This is a genomic window from Mesorhizobium sp. CA7, from assembly GCF_020165015.1.
Taxonomy (GTDB): domain Bacteria; phylum Pseudomonadota; class Alphaproteobacteria; order Rhizobiales; family Rhizobiaceae; genus Mesorhizobium.
Map to the genome: position 1 here is coordinate 50,673 of NZ_JAIUHH010000021.1, position 15,256 is coordinate 65,928.

Annotated in this window: 14 protein-coding genes; 10 read left to right on the forward strand and 4 right to left on the reverse strand. The window is 64.6% G+C overall.

Annotated elements, in window-relative coordinates:
* Positions 1-4: 4 nt before the first annotated feature.
* The 4 genes from LB552_RS26155 (at position 5) to ppa (ending at position 3,039) form a co-directional block, all read left to right on the forward strand.
* A complete protein-coding gene (locus tag LB552_RS26155) occupies positions 5-802 on the forward strand; it encodes a TPM domain-containing protein (protein WP_224611080.1) in 798 nt (265 codons plus the stop codon).
* Positions 803-808: 6 nt separating this feature from the next.
* A complete protein-coding gene (locus LB552_RS26160) occupies positions 809-1,447 on the forward strand; it encodes a TPM domain-containing protein (RefSeq protein ID WP_224611047.1) in 639 nt (212 codons plus the stop codon).
* Between the two features lie 426 nt (positions 1,448-1,873).
* Entirely contained in the window at positions 1,874-2,383 is a 510-nt protein-coding gene (locus tag LB552_RS26165; RefSeq protein WP_040991512.1) for a GNAT family N-acetyltransferase, read from the forward strand.
* A 122-nt stretch (positions 2,384-2,505) separates the two neighbouring features.
* Complete coding sequence (ppa, locus tag LB552_RS26170) at positions 2,506-3,039, forward strand: inorganic diphosphatase (protein ID WP_095769600.1); 534 nt, start codon at positions 2,506-2,508, stop codon at positions 3,037-3,039.
* 2 nt (positions 3,040-3,041) lie between these two features.
* On the opposite strand, the gene LB552_RS26175 is transcribed toward ppa, so the two are convergent.
* Genes LB552_RS26175 through LB552_RS26190 form a run of 4 tightly spaced genes read right to left on the reverse strand, consistent with a single transcriptional unit; the run spans position 3,042 to position 7,498 of the window.
* On the reverse strand, positions 3,042-3,989 hold the full coding sequence (locus tag LB552_RS26175) for an ABC transporter permease (RefSeq protein ID WP_224611049.1): 948 nt from the start codon (positions 3,987-3,989) through the stop codon (positions 3,042-3,044).
* 3 nt (positions 3,990-3,992) lie between these two features.
* Positions 3,993-4,970, reverse strand: a complete 978-nt coding sequence (locus LB552_RS26180) for an ABC transporter permease (RefSeq protein WP_224611051.1) — start codon at positions 4,968-4,970, stop codon at positions 3,993-3,995.
* Position 4,971: 1 nt separating this feature from the next.
* Complete coding sequence (locus LB552_RS26185) at positions 4,972-6,435, reverse strand: sugar ABC transporter ATP-binding protein (protein WP_224547163.1); 1,464 nt, start codon at positions 6,433-6,435, stop codon at positions 4,972-4,974.
* 46 nt (positions 6,436-6,481) lie between these two features.
* On the reverse strand, positions 6,482-7,498 hold the full coding sequence (locus tag LB552_RS26190; protein ID WP_224611054.1) for an ABC transporter substrate-binding protein: 1,017 nt from the start codon (positions 7,496-7,498) through the stop codon (positions 6,482-6,484).
* Between the two features lie 183 nt (positions 7,499-7,681).
* Here LB552_RS26190 and LB552_RS26195 point away from each other — a divergent pair, with 183 nt between their 5' ends.
* From LB552_RS26195 to LB552_RS26220, 6 genes are all read left to right on the forward strand, one after another.
* Positions 7,682-10,093, forward strand: coding sequence for a glucan 1,4-alpha-glucosidase (locus tag LB552_RS26195; protein ID WP_224611055.1), 2,412 nt, complete (start codon positions 7,682-7,684; stop codon positions 10,091-10,093).
* Between the two features lie 50 nt (positions 10,094-10,143).
* Positions 10,144-11,157, forward strand: a complete 1,014-nt coding sequence (gene gnd / locus LB552_RS26200) for a phosphogluconate dehydrogenase (NAD(+)-dependent, decarboxylating) (RefSeq protein WP_224611056.1) — start codon at positions 10,144-10,146, stop codon at positions 11,155-11,157.
* A 13-nt stretch (positions 11,158-11,170) separates the two neighbouring features.
* Positions 11,171-12,547 carry a glucose-6-phosphate dehydrogenase gene (gene zwf / locus LB552_RS26205; protein WP_224611057.1) on the forward strand — a complete coding sequence of 459 codons (1,377 nt, stop codon included), beginning with the start codon at positions 11,171-11,173 and terminating at the stop codon, positions 12,545-12,547.
* Between the two features lie 16 nt (positions 12,548-12,563).
* On the forward strand, positions 12,564-13,268 hold the full coding sequence (locus LB552_RS26210) for an ROK family protein (protein WP_224611058.1): 705 nt from the start codon (positions 12,564-12,566) through the stop codon (positions 13,266-13,268).
* A gap of 205 nt (positions 13,269-13,473) precedes the next feature.
* A complete protein-coding gene (locus LB552_RS26215; RefSeq protein WP_224611059.1) occupies positions 13,474-13,935 on the forward strand; it encodes a MucR family transcriptional regulator in 462 nt (153 codons plus the stop codon).
* 178 nt (positions 13,936-14,113) lie between these two features.
* The gene (locus tag LB552_RS26220) at positions 14,114-15,214 is read left to right on the forward strand and encodes an aminotransferase class I/II-fold pyridoxal phosphate-dependent enzyme (protein WP_224611060.1); all 1,101 of its coding nucleotides are present in this window, start codon (positions 14,114-14,116) and stop codon (positions 15,212-15,214) included.
* Positions 15,215-15,256 lie beyond the last annotated feature (42 nt).

Here is a 15,256-nt window from a genome sequence, read left to right on the forward strand (position 1 = left end):
TGGCCTGCTTCTCTCGTTTTTCCTTCTCCCCCTCGCCGCCCTCGCCGCCGACCTGCCCGCTCTCACCGGCCGCGTCGTCGACAATGCCGGCATCATCGATGCCGGCACGCGCGCGTCCCTCACGCAAAAACTCGCCGACTTCGAGACAAAAGGCTCCGACCAGATCGTCGTCGCCACCATACCCAGCCTCGGCGGCGAGGAGATCGAGCCTTACGCCAACCGGCTGTTCCGCTTCTGGAAGCTCGGCCAGGCCAAGGAAAATAACGGCGTGCTGCTCTTGGTCGCGCCCAACGACCGCAAGATGCGCATCGAGGTCGGCTACGGGCTGGAAGGCACGCTGACCGACCTGCACACCAAGCTGATCATCGAGAACGACATGGTGCCGGCCTTCCGCGCCGGCGATTTCTCCGGCGGCATCACCAAGGCCGTCGACGACATGATCATGGTCCTGGAGGGCAATCCGGAGGAGCTGGAAGCGCGCGGCAAGCGCAACGAGCAGGCGCCGTTCAATTCAGACGACCTGTTCTTCGCCATCTTCATCACCATCTGGGCGCTGATCTTCTTCGGCGGCATCGCGATGACGGTGCTTCCGCCGATCTTCGGCCAGAAGATCGGACCCGGCCGCTATCGCTGGCTGGGCATGACTTTCGATCAGAACCGGCGCTCTTCCTCGGGCGGCTGGTCGTCCGGGGGCGGAGGCTGGTCCTCGGGCGGCGGTGGCTGGTCCTCGGGCGGCGGCGGCGGCGGATTTTCAGGCGGCGGCGGCTCGTCCGGCGGCGGCGGCTCTTCGGGAAGCTGGTGAGGCATCATGGCAACGCGACCGATCAGCGCCGAGGACCATGACCGCATCGCCGAAGCGATCCGCACCGCCGAGTTGAAGACCGACGGCGAGATCTACTGCGTCGTCGCTCGGGCCAGCGACGGCTACTTCTTTCCGGCCGCGTTCACGACGACGATCGGCGTGTTCGTCGCCAGCCTTGCCGTCGCCTATGGGCTGGAGGCATGGTGGCTGTCCATACGGCTGCCGCATTTCGTGCTGGCGCAAGCGCTGGCGCTGGCCTCGGTGCTCGTTTTGCTCTGGTTCCTGCCCACTTTGCGCATTCATTTCGTGCCGAGAAGGCTGCGCTATCAGGCGGCGCACGCCAATGCGATGAAGCAGTTCCTGGCCCGCAACGTCCACCGCACGAGCGCGCGCACCGGCGTGCTCATCTTCGTCTCCGTTGCCGAGCGCTATGCCGAGGTCGTCGCCGATTCCGGTATCGACGCCAAGGTCGGCCAGCATGTCTGGGACGGCGTGGTGGGCGATCTGACCAGACATGCCGGTGACGACCGGCTGGCCGACGGCTTCGTCAAGGCCATCGGTACGGTCGGCGCGGTGCTCGCCGAGCATTTCCCGGTCACCGAAGGCGACGCCAACGAACTCGACGATCATCTCGTCGAAATCTGACTAGTTCCCGTATTGGGATCTTGACCGGTCGGCTCTGTTGCGTCGGCAGGCGACACGCCTTGGAGATTGGCCGAAACGCCCATCGCGATCGTCATTCTAGGGCGGAGCAGGAGCGGAGCTCCGTCGCGAAGACCCTAGAATCCATGCCGTTACCTTCGCCACAGCGTGCAACGGAGCAGAATTCTGCGCCATGGCAACGCCTTAAGGTCACGGCATGGATTTCTAGGGTCTGCGCCGCGTCGCTTCGCTCCTTGCTCGGCCATAGAATGACGAGGTTGGGCGGCTTCAGCCAATCTCCGGCGTTTGCGCTGATTTTACGGAAATGAACGCCTCGTCGGCGCACCCACCTTTCGCCTGTGCGAAAGCGCGGAGGCGTGTTGGCGGACTCTTTGCAATCGCCCGATGCGGGTTTATGGTTAACCAATCATGAACACGCTGACGATCGACATCCGGAAGGCAGAGCCGCGCGACGCGAGCGCCATCGCCGAGGTGCACCAGCAAGCCTGGCGCGGCGCCTATTCCGGCATCATCCCGCACCGCACGCTGACTTCGATGATCAACCGTCGCGGCGTCGACTGGTGGGCCAACGCGATTCGCCGCGCCGCCACCGTGCTGGTCGTCGAGATCGGCGGAACCGTCGCCGGCTATGCCACGATCGGCAAGAACCGCGCCCGCGAGCTCCGCCAGCAGGGCGAGATCTACGAGCTCTATCTTCGTCCGGAATATCAGGGCATCGGGCTCGGCAGCCGGCTGTTCAAGGCGGCCAAGGCCCGGCTCGCCGACCACGGCCTGCGCGGCCTGGTGGTCTGGGCGCTGGAGGACAATCACAACGCCTTGGCCTTCTACGCCGGCAATGGCGGCCGCGATATCGCCGAAGGCGTTGAAGTCTTCGAGCAGAAGGCGCTCAAGAAAGTGGCTTTCGTCTGGAATGACTGACGTCGCCTAGGTTACAATCCATCACAAACTGTGCGCTTCCATTGGCGTTCAGTGCCATTCGCCGCATTGCACCATGACGTTTCGCCCGCTATCGGTCTTGCAATCGAGAGAGGGATTTAGCCATGCGTATCGAAGCCGTGCCCACAGGAAAGAACCCGCCTGAGGACGTCAACGTCATCATCGAGGTGCCGATCGGCGGCGAGCCGATCAAATATGAAATGGACAAGGAGGCCGGCACCCTGTTCGTCGACCGCTTCCTGCACACCTCGATGCGCTATCCAGGCAATTACGGCTTCGTGCCGCACACGCTGTCGGGCGACGGCGACCCGATCGACGTTCTGGTCTGCAACACCCGCGCGCTGGTGCCGGGCTGCGTCATCAATGTACGGCCGATCGGCGTCTTGATTATGGAAGACAATGCCGGCCAGGACGAGAAGGTGATCGCGGTCCCCTCGCCCAAGCTGACGCTGCGCTACGAGAACGTCACCGAATACACGCATCTGCCCGAGATCACGCGCCAGCAGGTGCAGCACTTCTTCGAGCACTACAAGGATCTCGAGCCCGGCAAATGGGTCAAGATCGAGGGCTGGCACGATTCCAAATATGCCAAGAAGATGATCGTCGACGCGATCGCGCGCGCCAAGACAGCCAAATAAGGCTACCGAACGGCCTTCTCGCCGCCGGCCGCCGTGATCACCCCGACGATGATCAGCCCGGTCAGCACCAGCCGCACGCCGGCGCTGACGCCGAACGTGTTGAGCATGGTGAGCAGGAGCACCAGGAACAGGCCGGCGCCCCAGACCCCGGGCACGTTGGCCTTGCCGCCGGCGACCGAGGTGCCGCCGATGACCACGACCGCGATCGAGGCGAGCAGGTATTCGTTGCCGATATCGACATTGGCGCCGCGGAAATAACCGGCAAGCAGCGCCCCGTCGATGCCGCCGAGCGCGCCGCACAGCGTGTAGGTGAGGAAGCGGATGCGGCCGACATGGACGCCGGCGAGCCATGCGGCGCGGATGTTCTGGCCGATTGCCAGCACCGAGCGGCCGTAGATCATGCGCTGCAGCGCCAGCGCGGCGCCGATGGTGAAGACAACCGTCAGCATCGCCAGCACCGGAATGCCCAGCACCTGCCAGTTGGTGAAGTCGGCAAAGCCCGGCGGCGGCTTGATCTGCAGGCCGCGGCCGTAGCTGATGTCGACCGACTGGATGATGAAGCTCGCCGACAGCGTCGCGATGATCGGCGGGATGCGCAGTGCCCAGATCAGCAGGTAGTTGATCGCGCCGATCGCGGCGCCGCAGGCAAGTGCGGCAAGCAGACCGACGAGGATCATGGCGTCGCTGCCGCCCATCACCTTCATGGCGACCGCGCTTGCCAGCCCGATATTGGCTGGCAGCGACAGGTCGACATTGCCGGGTCCCAGCGTGATAACGAACATCTGGCCGACGCCGACAATGACGGTGAAGACGGCAAGCGACAGCGCCGCCGTGACCATGCCGCCGGCGCCGTAGCCGCCGGTGAAGGCAATCGTTGCCAGCCAGACGACGACCGCGCCGACGAAGGACCAGATCCAGGGTTTTTCAAGCAGTGTCCGCACTGAGGTCATCGCCTACCTCTCCCTGCGGCTGATCAGCACCCGCGCCGCCAGCACGATGATCAGGATCGCGCCATTGGCGGCCACCTGCCAGTCGGGCGGGATGTGCATGAAGGTCAAAAGCGGCGAGGCGGCCAAGGCCAGCGTCAGCGCGCCAAGGACGGCGCCGATCGGCGACACCCTGCCGCCGACGAACTCGCCGCCGCCGAGAATGACGCCGGCGATCGAAAGCAGCGTATAGCCATTGCCGATATTCGCGTCGGCCGACGTGGTGATGCCGATCAGCGCCATGCCGGACAGAACGCCGAACAGGCCGGTCAGCGCGAACAGCACGATCTTGGTTTTGAGCAGTGACCAGCCGGCGCGCCTCAGCGCCGCGGCATTGCCGCCTGAGCCGCGCAGGATGACGCCATAGGACGTGCGCATCAGGCCGAAATGTACGACCGCGGCAATCAGCAGCGCGGCCACGATCGGGAACGGGACGTAAGGCGGCTTAAAGGACATGACCGCCAGCAGCCAGTCGGGCGCCTTGCCGCCGGGCTTGGGCAGGATGAGGATCGCAAGCCCCTGCCAGACGAAGCTCATGCCGAGCGTCACCACGATCGAAGGCAAATTGCGCAGGTGGATCAGCGCGCCGAGCAGGGCATAGACGCCAATCGAGCCCATGAGCACGAGAATGCCGAGGAGCGGCGCGTCCCGCAGCCATGTCGCGGTGACGCAGCCGACGAAGCCGACGAACGTTCCTATCGACAGATCGAGCTCGTTGCCGGCGATGACGAACATCTGCGCGATCGTCGCCAGCGCGATCGGGATCGCCAGGTTGAGCATCAGGTTGAAGCCGAAATAGCTGATGGCGCGCGGGTTGAGCCAGGCAATCGCAATCAGCACCAGCGCCAGCGACAAAGCCGGCAAAAGGCCGCGCAGCATGCGCGCCCGGGCGGCGCTGCCGCGCGGCGAGGCTTTCGGAACGGTGCCGGGAGCGATCGCCGTCATCTCAGGCCGCATCGCCGAACGAGGACTGGATGATCTTTTCCTCCGTCAGCTCGTCGCGCCCAAGATTGGCGACGATCCGGCCATTCTTGAAGACGTAGACATGGTCGCAATTGTCGAGCTCCTCGGTCTCGGTCGTGTACCAGAGGAAGGTGCGGCCCTTGGCGGCCTCCTCGCGCACGAGGTCGTAGACTTCGAGCTTGGTGCCGATATCGACGCCGCGCATCGGGTCGTCCATCAGCACGATCTCTGCGTCGGAGCCGAGCGCGCGGGCAAACAGCGCCTTCTGCTGGTTGCCGCCCGACAGCGAATAGATGTTGTTGTTCATGTCCGGCGTTCGGATGCCGATCTTCTTTTTCCAGAATTCGGCAAGCTCGGCCTCGCGCTGCGGCGAGATCAGCAGACCGTTGCGCAGCCGCGCCAGCGAGCGGATGCCGATATTCTGCGCGATCGACCATTGCGAAAAGATGCCGTCCGACTGGCGGTCGCCGGCGACCAATGCCACCGGCGCGGTGACCTCGATGCCGGTCCTGGCGCGCGAGGCGGCCGAGAAGATCGCCAGCAGAAGATCCGTCTGGCCATGGCCGGCAAGTCCCGCAAGGCCGATGATCTCGCCTGCGCGCGCGACAAGCTCCTTGCCGTCCTGCTGCCTGGCCGGGCGTGCCCGCACCCTGAGCGCTCCTGGCTCGGTCTTGCGGGCCTCGGCGGCGGCTTTGTGATGTCCCTCGGCGCCGCCCATGGCCGCGACCAGCCTGTCGCGGTCGAACGCGCTCGCGGCGTCGGCCGCGACCACCTTGCCGTCGCGCATCACCACGATGCGGTCGGCGTTCTGCAGCACCTCGCCCAGCACATGCGAGATCAGGATGCAGCTGCCTCCGGCCGCCACGAAGCGGCGCACGAATGAAAGCAATTGGCCCGCCGTATGCGCGTCGAGCGACGAGGTCGGCTCGTCGAGGATGACCAGATGCAGCGGCTCGCGGGTCAGCGTGAAGGCGCGCGCCACCTCGACCATCTGGCGCCGCCCGATCGAAAGGTCGCCGGCGATGTCGTCCGCCGAAATGCCGTGGTCCGGGAAGATCTCGTCCAGCTTGGCGCGGATGAGGTCGGCGGCCCGGCGCCGCCAGCCGAAACCGGTGAGCGCGGGATGATTGATGCGGGTATTCTCGGCGACGCTGAGATTGGGGCAGAGCGACAGCTCCTGGAAGACGCAGCGTATGCCAAGCTCGAGCGCGCGCGCCACCGAATAGCTCGCTTCCTGATTGCCGCGCACGGCGATCTGCCCGCCATCCGGCCGCAGCGTGCCGGCCACCATGTGCATGAGCGTCGACTTGCCGGCACCGTTATGCCCGACCAGCCCGACGCATTCGCCGGCGCCGACATGGAAGTCGACGCCGTTAAGCGCCCGAACGGCGCCGAAATGCTTTTCGGCGCCGTTGAGCCTGACGATATCCGCAATAGCCTGAAGCATCCTCAACTTTATCCGGTTGGCGATGCGGACCGCAATGTGCCCACCGCTATTGCTTGATGTTGGCCTTGATCGCCGCGATAGCTTCTTCCTGCGTGTATTCGTGCGTGGCGACGCCGCCTTCCTTGATCTTCGGCAGCGCGGCCTCGAAATCGTCCTGGGTGAAGGCGAGATAGGGCACCAGGAGGTCATGCGGGATGTCCTTGCGGCCATCGAGGACCTGCTGCGCCACCCAGAAGGCCAGCGTCGACACGCCGGGCGCGATCGAGGCCGACCAGGTCTTGTAGCCGTCCTTCTCCTTCTGCTCCTTCCACCACTTCAGCTCGTCCTGGCGGTTGCCCATGATGATGGTCGGGCGCGGCTTGCCGGCCGCGGCGAAGGCCTGCGCGGCGCCATAGCCGTCGCCGCCCTGGTCGACGATGCCGACGACATCCGGCAACGACGGCAGGATGGTCGCCACCGCCTTCTGCGCCGTCGTCTGGTCCCAGTCGCCCGTCACCGAACCGACGATCTTGAACTCGGGATGGGCGGCGACGCCTTCGAGGATGCCGGCATGGATGGCATCGTCGATCGAGGTGCCGGCGAGACCGCGGATTTCCAGCAGATTGCCGCCCTTGGGCCGGAATTTGGCCATCTGCTCGACTTCCTGCTTGCCCATGTCCTTGAAGTCAACGACGACGCGGTAGGCGCAAGGCTCGGTCACGATGCCGTCGAAGGAGACGACGACGATACCGGCATCGCAGGCCTGCTTGATGGCGCCGTTCAGCGCATCGGGCGACGCGGCGTTGATGACGATGGCGTCATAGCCCTGCAGGATCAGGTTCTGCACCTGGGCGGCCTGAGTCGGCACTTCCTTGTCGGCGGTGGTGAAGACATCCGCTGCCGCGACCACCTTGTCCTCGACCGCCTTCTTGGTGACGATCGCATAGCTGTCGAGCATCGCCTGGCGCCACGAATTGCCGGCATAATTGTTGGAGAAGGCGATCTTCTTGCCGCTGGTGTCGGCAAGCGCGGTGCCCGAGACGAGCATCGCCGCAAATGCACTCAATACGAGCAGTTTCTTCATGTCGGTTCCTCCCGAGGTTGCTGCTACTAAACGCGAATTCTCTGTTTTTTATCTATTGTCAGACAAATGCAGAGGAACCGCAAGCTGTCAACTCCAAACCATTGGCACTGCTCGATCAACTTGCGGTGCGACGATTGAAAAGACGGCGACTCCTGGTCTAGGAACGCGGCAGGAGGCCAGTGCATGGCAGTGACGCCGACCGTTGCTAAAGGCGCGCCCGGAATTCCGGCGCGCTGGACGTCAAGTGCCAAGAGTGGCGTCGGAACCGCGCTTTCGGCAAAAAGCCCGCTCTGGTTCACCACCAGCCACGGCATCCTGAATGAAATCTATTATCCGCACCTCGACAGCGCCTGCACGCGCGACCTGGGGCTGGTCGTCACCGGCCCCGGCGGTTATTTTTCCGAAGAGAAGCGCGATGCGGCCCACACTGTCGACCCTTTCGAGGACGGGGTGCCTGGCTACCGGCTGACCAACATCGCCTCCGACGGCGCTTACCGGATCGAGAAGCGCATCGTTACGGATTCGAAACGACCTGTGCTGCTGCAGGAAGTGCATTTCAGCGCGATCAAGGGCTCGCTGGCTGATTATCGCGTCTACGCGCTGCTTGCGCCGCACCTCGTCAATGCCGGCATGGGCAATACGGCCTGGATCGGCGAGCACAAGGGGCAGCGTCTTCTCTTCGCCACAGGGCGCGGCGTGTCGCTCGCGCTCGCCTCCTCTTTGCCCTGGGGCGCCTGCTCGGCCGGTTATGTCGGCTTTTCCGACGGCTGGCAGCAACTGCACGACAACGGCGCGCTCGATACTTCCTGTCATGCAGCCGAAAACGGCAATGTCGCGCTGACCGGCGAGATCGGCCTTTCGGCCGGCGGGACGGTCGCCTTGCTGGCGCTCGGCTTCGGCGCCTCGCCGGAAGAAGCGGCGGAGCTTGCCTTGGCAAGCCTGAAACAGGGTTTCGAGCCGGCCGCGAAGACTTATGTCGAGAACTGGCGAACATTTCAGGCAGGGTTGGAAAAACTCGACCGCCGCGGCGCCTCCGGCCTGAACACCTACCGCACCAGCACCGCGGTGCTGGCAACGCATCTGTCGATCGCGAGACCGGGCGCCGCGGTCGCCAGCCTGTCGATCCCCTGGGGTTTCAACAAGGGCGACGACGACCTCGGCGGCTATCACCTCATCTGGCCGCGCGACTTGGTCGAAACGGCGGGTGGCTTCCTGGCGGCCGGCGACGGCAGGCAGGCGCTGCAGATCCTCGCCGATCTGCGTTCGATCCAGCAGCCGGACGGCCATTGGCCGCAAAATTGCTGGTCCGACGGCACCGCCTATTGGCCCGGCATCCAGATGGATGAATGCGCCTTTCCGCTGCTGCTCGCCGATGCCTTGCGCCGTGCCGGCCATCTGCCGAAGGCGAAGCTCGCCGACTTCTTGGGCATGATCGAGAACGCGGCCGCCTATATCGTGCGCAACGGCCCGGTCACCGGCGAGGATCGCTGGGAAGAGGATGCCGGCTACAGCCCATTCACGCTGGCCGTGGAAATAGCGGGCCTGCTTGCAGCGGCCGATATGCTCGACGCTTGCGGCAAGAATGAGCCGGCAAACTATCTGCGCGAGACCGCCGATTGCTGGAACGACCAGGTCGAGCGCTGGACCTATGTGACCGGTACGCAGGCAGGCGCCAAGGCGGGAATCGACGGATATTATGTCCGCATCGCGCCGCCCGACAATGGCGGCGCCGCGTCTCCGAAGGACGGCTTCGTGCCGATCAAGAACCGGCCGCCGGGCGACACCGACAAGCCCGCCGAGGCGATCATCAGCCCGGATGCGCTGGCGCTGGTCCGCTTCGGCCTCAGGGCCGCGGACGACCCGCGCATCGTCAACACCGTCAAGGCCATCGACGCCGAGCTGCGCTGCGAGTTGCCGCAGGGGCCGCTCTGGTACCGCTATACCGGCGACGGCTATGGCGAGCACGAGGACGGCTCGCCTTTCGACGGCACCGGCCAGGGGCGGCCGTGGCCGCTGCTCGCCGGCGAGCGCGCCCATTACGAGCTGGCCGCCGGCCGCGGGGATAGGGCGGCGCAACTGCTTGAGACTTTCGAACGTTCGGCCGGCGTCGGCGGCCTCCTGCCGGAGCAGGTCTGGGATCGCCCCGACATGCCGGACCGCGAATTGCGGCTGGGCGCCCCTTCGGGCAGCGCCATGCCGCTGGTCTGGGCGCATGCCGAGCACGTCAAGCTGTTGCGCTCGCTGCGCGACGGCGCCGTCTTCGACCTGCCGCCCCAGGGCGTCGAACGCTATATCAAGGGCCAGACGGTCTCGCCGCTTAGGATCTGGCGCTTCAACCACAAGATCCGCTCCATTCCGGCCGGCAAGGCGCTGCGCGTCGAATTGTCGGCGCCTGGCGTCGTCCATTGGAGCAGCGACAAATGGCTGACCGTGCAGGACAGCAAGACAACCGAGAATGCGTTCGGCATTCACCTGGTGGATTTGCCCGTTAACCGCCTGCAGCCGGGAACCACCATCGTCTTCACTTTTTTCTGGCTCGGGGCGATGCGTTGGGAGAATGTCGACTTCAGCGTCGGCATTGGCGCCCAATCGTGATCCAGCAGGGCCATTATACTTCTCCTTCCTCAAGCAATCGGGATGAAACCATGCAGATCGGAATGATGGGACTGGGCAGGATGGGCGCCAACATGGTGCGGCGCCTGATGCGCGACGGCCATGAATGCGTCGTCTATGACATCAATTCGGCAAGCGTCGCCGGCATGGTCAAGGACGGCGCGGTCGGTGCCGCCTCGCTGGAGGAGTTCGTCGCCAAGCTCGCCAAGCCGCGCTGCGCCTGGCTGATGCTGCCGGCCGCGATCACCGGCAGGATCGTCGACCAGGTTGCAGCGCTGATGGAGCCGGGCGACATCATCATCGACGGCGGCAATTCCTATTATCACGATGCCGTCGACCAGGCGGCCAAGCTGGCGGTTAAGGGCATCAACTTCGTCGATGTCGGCACCAGCGGCGGCGTCTGGGGCCTGGAGCGCGGCTATTGCCTGATGATCGGCGGCCCCGATGACGCTGTGAAGCATCTCGATTCGGTCTTCGCCACGCTGGCGCCGGGCGCCGATGCGGGCGCCAACCCGCCCAAGGATGCCGGAACCGCGCCCTTCGGTTATCTTCACTGCGGGCCGAGCGGCGCCGGCCACTTCGTCAAGATGGTGCATAACGGCATCGAATATGGCGTGATGGCCGCCTATGCCGAGGGCATGAACATCCTGAAGTCGGCAAATGCCGGCAAAAGGCAGCGCACAGCCGACGCCGAGACCAGCCCGCTCGAAAACCCGCAATACTACCAGTTCGACATCGACCTGCCGCAGGTCGCCGAGGTCTGGCGGCACGGCAGCGTCATCGGCTCCTGGCTGCTCGATCTCACTGCCGGCGCGCTGAAGAACGACCCGGCGCTCGCCCAGTTCGGCGGCCGCGTCTCCGATTCCGGCGAAGGCCGCTGGACGCTGAAGGCGGCGATCGACACCGGCGTCCCGGCGCCGGTGCTGTCCTCTGCGCTGTTCGACCGCTTCTCTTCCCAGGGCGAATCGCAATTCGCCGACAAGCTTCTGTCCGCCATGCGCTATGCCTTCGGCGGCCATGTCGAGAAGCCGAAGACCGGCGCGTGAAGGGAGAGACTGCATGAGCCAGGAGAGGTCCGATACGCTGGTGCTTTTCGGAGCGACCGGCGATCTTGCGCACAAAAAGATTTTCCCGGCGCTCTACCAGATGGTCGCCAAAGGCACGCTGAGCGAGCCGGTGATCGGCGTCGCCTTCGAGCCTTGGGACCTTCCCAAGCTGGTGGACCGTGCACGCGACGGCATCGTCACCGCGCTTGGCCGTGCCGACGACAAGGTCTTTTCCAAGCTCGCCTCGCTGCTGCGCTATGTCAGCGGCGACTACCGCGACGGCGCGACCTTCGAGAAGCTGAAGACGGCGCTGGGTTCCGCGCAGCGGCCGCTGCACTACATGGCCGTTCCCCCGGCAATGTTCGAGACGGTCGTGCAAGGGCTGGAGCAGTCCGGCACCGCGCGCGGCGCGCGGCTGATGGTGGAAAAGCCGTTCGGCCACGACCTGCAGTCGGCGCGCTGGCTGAACCGGGTGCTGCATCTGGTGTTCGACGAGCAGTCGATCTTCCGCATTGACCATTACCTCGGTAAGGAAGCGATCCAGAACCTGCTCTATTTCCGCTTCGCCAACTCCTTCCTCGAGCCGATCTGGAACCGCAACTTCGTCGAGAGCGTGCAGATCACCATGGCCGAGGATTTCGGCGTCGAGGGCCGCGGCAAATTCTATGACGATGTCGGCTGCATCCGCGACGTGATCGAAAACCACCTGCTCAACATCCTGTTGCTTTTGGCCATGGAGCCGCCGGTCGGCCGCTCGGCCGACGACCTGATCGACGAGAAGGTGCAGGTGCTGCGCGCGATCCGCACGCTGACCAAGGACGATGTCGTGCGCGGCCAATTCGACGGCTATCTGGCCGAGCCGGGCGTCAGGCCCAACTCGCCGGTCGAGACCTTCGCCGCAGTGCGCTTCTTCGTCGACACCTGGCGCTGGCGGGACGTGCCTTTCTTCATTCGCGCCGGCAAGAACATGCCGGTGCACGCCACCGAAGTGATCGTGCGTATGAAGCGGCCGCCGCTCGACGTCTTCGATCCGATCAAGCCGGGCGACGCCAATTATGTGCGCTTCCGCATCGACCCGCAGGTGGCGATCTCGATCGGCGCCCAGCGCAAGGTCGCCGGCGACGACATGATCGGCGAGCAGGTGGAGCTGACCGCGCTCGACGACACCAAGGGCGACATGCCGCCCTATGAGCGGCTGATCGGCGACGCCATGAACGGCAATGGCCAGCTCTTCACGCGCCAGGACGCGGCCGAGCTTGCCTGGCGCATCGTCGGCCCGGTGCTCGGCGACACCGCGGCGCCGGCCACCTATGCGCCCAAGACCTGGGGGCCGGTCGATGCCATGAACGGCTTCGGCCCACCCGACGGCTGGATCAATCCGAGCAAATAATTTTCGGGGAGGACGGATGGCGAAGGCAGCAAAGAAAGCCGCGGCGACCGGCGATCCGATCGTGCTCACCGTCGATGTCGGCGGCTCGCATGTGAAGATCCTCACCAGCGCAGGCGGCGAGATGCGCCGCGTCGCGTCCGGACCGAACCTGACCCCGGACCAGGTCGTCTCGTCGGTCAAGAAACTGGCCGAGGGCCTGGATTATGACGTCATCTCGATGGGCTATCCCGGCCCCGTGCGTGACAACAAGCCCTCGCTAGATCCCTTCAATCTCGGCAAGGGCTGGAACGGCTATGATTTCACCGCCGCTTTCGGCAAGCCGGTGAAGCTCGTCAACGACGCGCTAATGCAGGCGATCGGCAGCTATGACGGCGGCCGCATGCTGTTCCTCGGCCTCGGAACCGGCCTGGGCGCCGCCATGATCATCAAGAATGTCGGCCAGCCCATGGAGCTCGCCCATCTGCCCTACAAGAAGGGAGCGACTTTCGAGGATTATGTCGGCGAACGCGGCCTACTGAAGCACGGGAAGAAGAAGTGGCGCAAATACGTTTTCGACGTTGTCGACAGGCTTCGCGCCGCCTTGCAGCCGGACTATGTCGTGATCGGCGGCGGCAATGTCGACAAGCTCGATCAATTGCCGGAAAAATCCCGGCGCGGCGACAACACTCGCGCATTCGAGGGTGGATTTCGTCTGTGGCGCGACAAGGCGCTGGTCGTCTGATATAGTTACATTTCAGTATAATTGTTCAAAACAGCGTGTATTGACGCGACAAAATGTTGCGCCGCGCAGATTTGCCGACTAGGAATTCGCCGGCCTGCGGCCCCTGCGGCTTCCCGAATTCGCAAACAACGCTCGCAGCGCTTCGACATTACACCGCGAAAACCGGATCGTTTTCGCGACCTTGCGGCAGAAATGGAGGGACTACGTGAACGAGGACACCAGCACAGCCAGGGAAATCGACCTGCTCAAGCTCACCGCTCATATCGTATCGGCCTATGTCGCCAAAAACCGCCTGCCTGCTTCCGACCTGGGCGGACTGATCGCCAGCGTCGCCTCTTCGATCGGCGGGATCAGCCAGCCGGCGGAGCCCGCGGCGCCCCCGCCGGTTCCCGCCGTCAATCCCAGGCGCTCGGTGACGCCGGACTACATCATCTGCCTCGAGGACGGGAAGAAGTTCAAATCGCTGAAGCGGCATATCGGCGTGCATTTCGGACTGACACCGGAAGCCTACCGCACCAAATGGGGCCTGCCGGTGGATTACCCGATGGTCGCGCCCAACTACGCGGCCTCGCGCTCGCAGCTCGCCAAGTCGATCGGCCTCGGCCGCAAGGCGGAACCGGAGCCGGCGAAGCCTGCAAGGGCCAGGAAGGCCAAAGCCCCGGCCTGAAATAACGCGCCTGCACCAATGGTTTAGGGAAGCCTGCCGAGGAATCAGCCTTGGCAGGCTTCCTGCTTTTATGGCTTGGATACCGTTCCACCTGGCAATTCCAGGAAAGCCGTACGGAATTGCGTCAAAACAGGACGCGCGGTTTGTTTAAAAGGATGAACCGCTTGGGGACATGGCCATGAACTACGCCAGGATGGTGATCGAGAAGGAAGCGCCGGAGGAATACGGCTACGAGCGCATCCGCTACAATCTTTCCGAAAGCTCGATCGCAGACCGGAAACTTTCCGACATCGGTCTCACGCTGCCCGACCTCACGCTGTTCTATGGCGAGCATCGCGGCGACAGGGAACTGCGGGCGCTTATCGCCGGGCAGGACAGCGGTCTTTCCCCCGATGATGTGCTGGTGACCGCTGGCGCGGCCGGCGCGCTGTTCATCATCGCCACGTCGCTTCTGTCGGCCGGCGACCATCTCGTGGTCGTGCGGCCGAACTACGCCACCAACATCGAGACACCGAAGGCGATCGGCTGCGCCATCTCCTACATCGATCTCGATTTTGACGAGGGCTTTGCCATCGACATCGACCGTGTGAAGGCAGAGCTGCGGCCGAACACCAGGCTGATCAGCGTCACCTGCCCGCACAACCCGACCGGCACGATGATGACACGCGCCGATCTCGACGCGCTGATTACGCTTGCCGAAAGCCGCAAATGCCGCCTGCTGGTCGACGAGACCTATCGCGACCTCTCCTATGGCGCCCGGCTGCCGTCGGCGGCCTCGCTCAGCTCCGCCGCCATCAGCGTCTGCTCGTTGTCGAAGGCCTTCGGCATTCCGGGCATCCGCATCGGCTGGCTAATGACCCGCGATCCGCAATTGCAGGAGACCTTCCTCGCCGCCAAGGAGCAGATCGGCATCTGCGGCAGCGTCATCGACGAGGCGATCGCCCGCGCCACGCTCGAACGCCGTGATACCTTCCTCGCCTCGCTGCTCCCCGAAATGGCCAGGCGCCGCGACGTCGTGCAGGACTGGATCGACGGCGAGCCACTGGTCGACTGGGTGCGGCCGCAAGGCGGCGTCGTCGGCTTTCCACGGCTCAACGTCGATGCCGGCTTCGACCTTGACCGCTTCTACACCAGGCTGCTGGCGGAATACGGCACCTATGTCGGCCCCGGCCACTGGTTCGAGATGCCGAAGCATTTCTTCCGTCTCGGCTTCGGCTGGCCGAAAGAGGCGGAGTTGCGCGGCGGGCTGGAAGCCATCTCGGCCGCTTTGAGGGACTGAACGCCTCACCAGAGCAGGGAATTTCGATTTTCTTCGCGCCAG

Excerpts from the sequence above, each read along its gene's own strand:
- LB552_RS26210 (WP_224611058.1), top strand. The coding sequence starts at position 12,564 with ATGGCGAAGGCAGCAAAGAAAGCCGCGGCGACCGGCGATCCGATCGTG.
- LB552_RS26195 (WP_224611055.1), top strand. The coding sequence starts at position 7,682 with ATGGCAGTGACGCCGACCGTTGCTAAAGGCGCGCCCGGAATTCCGGCG.
- LB552_RS26185 (WP_224547163.1), bottom strand. The coding sequence starts at position 6,435 with ATGCTTCAGGCTATTGCGGATATCGTCAGGCTCAACGGCGCCGAAAAG.
- LB552_RS26180 (WP_224611051.1), bottom strand. The coding sequence starts at position 4,970 with ATGACGGCGATCGCTCCCGGCACCGTTCCGAAAGCCTCGCCGCGCGGC.
- LB552_RS26160 (WP_224611047.1), top strand. The coding sequence starts at position 809 with ATGGCAACGCGACCGATCAGCGCCGAGGACCATGACCGCATCGCCGAA.
- LB552_RS26190 (WP_224611054.1), bottom strand. The coding sequence starts at position 7,498 with ATGAAGAAACTGCTCGTATTGAGTGCATTTGCGGCGATGCTCGTCTCG.
- gnd (WP_224611056.1), top strand. The coding sequence starts at position 10,144 with ATGCAGATCGGAATGATGGGACTGGGCAGGATGGGCGCCAACATGGTG.
- zwf (WP_224611057.1), top strand. The coding sequence starts at position 11,171 with ATGAGCCAGGAGAGGTCCGATACGCTGGTGCTTTTCGGAGCGACCGGC.
- ppa (WP_095769600.1), top strand. The coding sequence starts at position 2,506 with ATGCGTATCGAAGCCGTGCCCACAGGAAAGAACCCGCCTGAGGACGTC.
- LB552_RS26220 (WP_224611060.1), top strand. The coding sequence starts at position 14,114 with ATGAACTACGCCAGGATGGTGATCGAGAAGGAAGCGCCGGAGGAATAC.
- LB552_RS26175 (WP_224611049.1), bottom strand. The coding sequence starts at position 3,989 with ATGACCTCAGTGCGGACACTGCTTGAAAAACCCTGGATCTGGTCCTTC.
- LB552_RS26165 (WP_040991512.1), top strand. The coding sequence starts at position 1,874 with ATGAACACGCTGACGATCGACATCCGGAAGGCAGAGCCGCGCGACGCG.